The organism is Flavobacterium sp. (assembly GCF_044368625.1).
Taxonomy (GTDB): Bacteria; Bacteroidota; Bacteroidia; order Flavobacteriales; family Flavobacteriaceae; genus Flavobacterium.
In genome coordinates this window covers 1-3,517 of the sequence record NZ_JBIPPD010000272.1, presented here as the reverse complement: position 1 = coordinate 3,517, position 3,517 = coordinate 1, and the positions used below count along the sequence as shown (strand labels likewise).

The following is a 3,517-nucleotide window of genomic DNA, read 5'->3' as shown; positions in this document are numbered from 1 at the left end:
CACTTTGACAGGTACGCCTTTTCACTTCCTCCGCCGCAGTTGTCTTTTATTTGTCAGGATCTGCTCACTTAAAAACCCTTTTTTATTTGAACACGTAAAAATAAAATAACAACAAATATTAAATAATTATAAAAATGAAAAAAACATTAATAATGTATATTGCCTTAATGGCAACATCGTTAAGTTTTAGTCAGGTTGGAATAGGAACAACTAATCCACAGGTGTCTTCTATTTTAGACTTAACAGCTACCGATATGGCCTTGCTTTTGCCACGTGTAGCTAGTACTGCCGCCATTATGACGCCAGTAAATGGAATGCTGATTTATGATATATCATCAGAATGTATCAAAGGTTATGCAAATGGTGCGTGGACCGATTGCTTAGGGGGCACTTCTCCTGCAAATGCTATTCTTGCACAAATTGGAAACGAAGGTGATTCACCAAACATAATTCCATCTGTTGTAACAACAACACAATTGGCATCAGTACCGGGAGTAACAGGTGTTGTACCTGCTAACCAAGCGGCTTATCAAGCTTACATTGATGCTAATCCCTCTTTATTTTCAGCACCAGCTACGGTTGCAGAAGTACAGGCAATGATTGATGCAGTGAATACTGCTCAAGCGCCAATAAACGCCTCTAATGCGGTTTTAGCTCAAATTGGTAACGAAGGAGATGTTGCTAACACAGTTCCTTCTGTTGTAACGGTGGCTCAAATTAATACCATTTTACCAGCAATTACAGGTGCACTTGTTGCCAACGAAGCAGCTTACCAAGCCTATATCGATGCTAATCCTAGTTTATTTGATGCTCCAGCTACACAAGCACAAGTACAAGCTATGATCACAGCAGTAAATGCTGTCCCACCAACTATAACCTCAACAACTGGTAAGATATGGATGGACAGAAACTTAGGCGCTACACGAGTGGCAACAAGTGCTACTGATCATTTGGCCTATGGCGATTTATACCAGTGGGGTAGAAATGCCGATGGTCATGAAAAAATAACGTGGACTGGTAGCACCGCAGGAACCCCTGTAAACGGAACTACCGCAACGAGGCCTAATGCTGACCAAGCGACAACTCCTTTATTTATCACAGTAAATTCAGGTAATTTTGACTGGCGTGGTACAACACAAAATAATAATTTATGGCAAGGTGTAGCAGGCATAAACAACCCCTGCCCAGCTGGTTTCCGTGTGCCAACTAGTGCAGAAATCAGTGCCGAAGTAGTAGCTTACAGTATTACTAATAGTGTTACAGCTTTTTCTAGCCCGTTTAAGTTCCCTGTTCCAGGCAGCCGCAGTAACGATAATGGTGCTCTCTTCGACGTGGGCAGTTACGGCTACTACTGGAGTAGTTCACTGAGTGGTCCTCTCGCCCCTCTCCGCTTCTTCTTCTCAGGTAGCACTTTCGTGTTCAATGACTACCGTGCACACGGCTACTCGGTACGTTGTATCAAAGACTAGAACCCTTGTTTCTTTTTAGTGGTGGCTCTTGGAGCCACCACTTTTTATTACTGTACCGCGAAGCGGACGATTTTTTTTAGAAAATGGCAAGTATAGCTGATAAAATACAACATCTTTCAATTTATCATCTTTTTATGTATAAAGAAGGTGTTTTTTGGGTGGCTTATGAGCAAAGTGCTTATTTTATGGCACATTATAAAGGTTATAAACCCGCAAAAAAGTATTATAAAATAATAAAAAATAGTGCTGTAAGTGTTGGTTTTCCTAATGCAGATAAGTTAGTAAACGAACTACTGATAAATAATTACATTAGTGAAGTACATAAAACAGATACTATTATTGAAATTCTATTACAAGAACCTATCAACAAGATAGCATTTGAAGATTGGAAAGAAAATTTATCTGAAAATGTAAGTTCACAATCGAACTCAAAAGAAAGTATAGAAGCACTTGTAAAAGCGTTTCCGTTGGCACAAAAAACGCCAATGGAAGCGTTTTTATTTCTAAAAGAAATTCAAGAATTGATCTAAAACCGCTGTGCCTTGTGCGTCTTTGTGATAGAATTTTTTTCACAACAGCAGTTGTTACGTTTTATATACAAAAAGACAAAGAAGTAAGATATATGCAAATAATTTTAGAAAATTTATACAAAGCCTATTTTGAAGCACGTAAAAACAAACGAAATACAATAGAGCAGTTAAAATTTGAAGTGAATTATGAAATGTATTTGCAGGAGCTTTATGAGCAGCTACTAACAAGAAGTTATAAAGTGCAACCTTGCAAAGCTTTTGTAATTGAAAAACCAGTATATAGAGAAGTATTTACATCTGGAAATGTGCAACTTCTCATTCCTCTTTTCCACTTATTATGATATACGACTACTTATTTAATTGATAGTGGGTGTAGTAATAATTAACTCACTTTTGTAAAATATTTTAGAATCGATTAACATTTCTGTTCAATTGATTGTTGAATACTGCATCTTATTGGAAGCGTAAATTATAAGTGATGTTAATATTTAATGTAAAATTTTTTTCCACTTTCCTTGTGTTAACTATACAGTTGTTAGGTTATGGTTGTAACATTAAGAGTGGTTTAGCTATTGAAAATAATGCTTCTACAGAAATATTTAAAGATTCAAGTACCGCTGTAACAAGTGAGATTATGGGTATTAGTAAAGGTTTTTATGTAAAAGCAGAGACAGTATTTTCTGGCTTGCATCACATTACAGACAAGAAATCTTTAAAAGATATTTGTTCAACTAGGATTTTATACGATTATAATAACAAAAGTCTCTATATTGCTGAAGGAACAGTATTTTCTGTCCTAATAAATATTGAAAACAATCTTACCGTTGCCGTTGCTCAAACGCAAGTCTTAAAATCAAGCCGCAAACTTTTTCATAAAAGAAATACTATTTTAGAAAAGGCCCCACCAGCAAAAAGCCAACATGCCAGCGTTGCCGTTTTTACCGCCACTGGAAAAGGAATTTGGAAACATGGATGCAATACAATGGCTACCTTACAGCAAGGACTTAGTTTTGCACATGCAAAACTTGTAGTACTAACTACTGTGATTCCCGAATACCTATTTGAAGAAATACCTCCAAACGGCACTAAGCTAACTGCCGAAAAAATTTCTCATAAAAAACACTTTGACAGGTACGCCTTTTCACTTCCTCCGCCGCAGTTGTCTTTTATTTGTCAGGATCTGCTCACTTAAAAACCCTTTTTTATTTGAACACGTAAAAATAAAATAACAACAAATATTAAATAATCATTGTTGTCCGATAAAAAAAGAAGCCAAATTAATGGCTTCTTAAAAATACCGTAATTTTTGAGTTGCAAAATTCAAATAACGATGGGTAAAAATAAGTATTTTTCGACTAAATCTGTTTTCGGACAGCTGATTTCTTTAATATGATGATTCTATGATTCAAAAAGCTGTTAAAAATTATGATTCTGATAGGTATGTCAAACATTTTAAATGTAAGGATCATTTGTTTAGTATGATTTTTTGTTGTTTAGAAAAGTGTAATTCCCTTCGTG

Annotated in this window: 5 protein-coding genes; all 5 read left to right on the top strand. The window is 35.9% G+C overall.

Annotated features, from left to right (window positions below):
• Window positions 1-134 precede the first annotated feature (134 nt).
• Window positions 135-1,469, top strand: a complete 1,335-nt coding sequence (locus tag ACIQ2X_RS14690) for a hypothetical protein (protein ID WP_396179704.1) — start codon at window positions 135-137, stop codon at window positions 1,467-1,469.
• An 83-nt stretch (window positions 1,470-1,552) separates the two neighbouring features.
• Window positions 1,553-1,999, top strand: coding sequence for a hypothetical protein (locus tag ACIQ2X_RS14685; RefSeq protein ID WP_396179702.1), 447 nt, complete (start codon window positions 1,553-1,555; stop codon window positions 1,997-1,999).
• A 14-nt stretch (window positions 2,000-2,013) separates the two neighbouring features.
• On the top strand, window positions 2,014-2,340 hold the full coding sequence (locus tag ACIQ2X_RS14680; protein ID WP_396179701.1) for a hypothetical protein: 327 nt from the start codon (window positions 2,014-2,016) through the stop codon (window positions 2,338-2,340).
• 137 nt (window positions 2,341-2,477) lie between these two features.
• A complete protein-coding gene (locus ACIQ2X_RS14675) occupies window positions 2,478-3,191 on the top strand; it encodes a hypothetical protein (protein WP_396179700.1) in 714 nt (237 codons plus the stop codon).
• 208 nt (window positions 3,192-3,399) lie between these two features.
• A partial coding sequence (locus ACIQ2X_RS14670) for a DUF4372 domain-containing protein (protein ID WP_396179705.1) occupies window positions 3,400-3,517 on the top strand: 118 nt, incomplete at its 3' end.